Below are 1,457 nucleotides of genomic sequence, written 5' to 3'. Positions count from 1 at the left end.
CCATATGAGGCCACTGAGGAGCTTACGAATGCTATATCTGCTAAACAAAGTTTAGAGAACCGAAAGCCGCCTTGCATATTGCGAAGGTGGCTCTTTTAAAGATATAGCAATGGGTATGGTATCATCTAATGAGGGATAATCACAAGATTAAAGGGGCAATGTAAGATGGTTGATTTTGAATGGTACCGAAGTTTCATTGCCATATACAAGCATAATTCGGTATCTGAGGCCGCCAAAACTCGGATTATGACACAACCGGCCATGAGTCAACACCTAGCTTCCTTAGAAGCTGTGGTGGGGGAAGCTTTATTCATCAGAACTTCAAGAAAAATGGTTCCAACCGAACGCGGTAAGCAATTATATTCACAGTTGGCTCCTCTAATCGAGTCATTAGAAGGAACCACCATGAGTCTGAAATCCGCTTCCTTGCCTACCCTGTCTGTAATAAAAATCGGATCCGCTCCAGAATTTTATAGGGAATACATACTACCTGAACTACAACAGTACAAGACATGTACAATCTCGTATTTCGGAACCGCTGATCAACTGCTTGAACTTCTGCAAGAGGATAAAGTAGATCTCATCATAACATCCAAAAAGTTTCAAATTCCAGGAATTGAGTATTTGAAACTAATAGATGAACAATTCGTCATAGTTGCTCMTAGCCATTATGAAATACTGGATACAGAGGACCTTCAACTTCAGGAGCGCTGGCTCTCTTCTCAAGACTGGATTAGTTACGGGCTTGAATTGCCGATTATTCGTAGAATATGGAGAGAACACTTTAAGAAGCGCCCTCTAATTCGTCCTATCCATATAATCCCTAATATACATATGATTCTAAAAGCGATCGAAACGGGTGCGGGATTAAGCGTAATCCCTACATACATTTTTGAGAAATCGGCGAATAAAGCCAACTCAAAAGTTATTTTTGAACCATTAAAAGTAAATAACGAGTTGTTCTTCGCTTATAAACTGAAGCATAAACACCTCCCTCACATGAGAGAGATCATGAAGATCATTCAAGAACATATGTAGCGGTCAGCCTGATTTTCTGGCTGGCTTTTTTATTTACTCACTTATTATAAATATATTTATGGATACATCACTATTTCATAATTTGTTTTATGTTAGTTCTAGTCCTAGAATAAGAAAGCAACAAGAGACTACTCGCCCTGAAGGAGGGAACGCGCTTGAACGCAAATAGCATTCCCCAACATCCTCCCTCAGCCTCACGCAAAGGCTCGGCAATCGCTTTATACGCGCTTACTCTGGGGGCGTTTGCCATTGGGATGACAGAATTCATCATTATGGGGTTGCTACCAGAAGTGGCTTCGAACCTCCATGTCTCCATCCCGTCGGCCGGGTTGCTCATCACCGGATATGCGCTAGGAGTCGCCGTTGGTGCCCCGATCATCACCATTGCCATGCACAACATGCAACGCAAGGCACTATTA

At 42.1% G+C, this 1,457-nt stretch carries 2 protein-coding genes; both read left to right on the top strand.

The genetic code is table 11. From position 1 onward, the window contains the following. The first annotated feature begins 165 nt into the window (after positions 1 to 165). Positions 166 to 1,038, top strand: a complete 873-nt coding sequence (locus AC1DWB_RS35065; protein WP_477545686.1) for a LysR family transcriptional regulator — start codon at positions 166 to 168, stop codon at positions 1,036 to 1,038. A 155-nt stretch (positions 1,039 to 1,193) separates the two neighbouring features. After that, positions 1,194 to 1,457, top strand: a 264-nt coding sequence (locus AC1DWB_RS35060; RefSeq protein WP_477545685.1) for an MFS transporter, incomplete at its 3' end; no start/stop codon positions are given.

The sequence above is a fragment of the Paenibacillus sp. P4_E11 genome (assembly GCF_056401635.1).
Note: the sequence above shows the minus strand (reverse complement) of the source record. Positions and strands in the feature narration are given on the sequence as shown.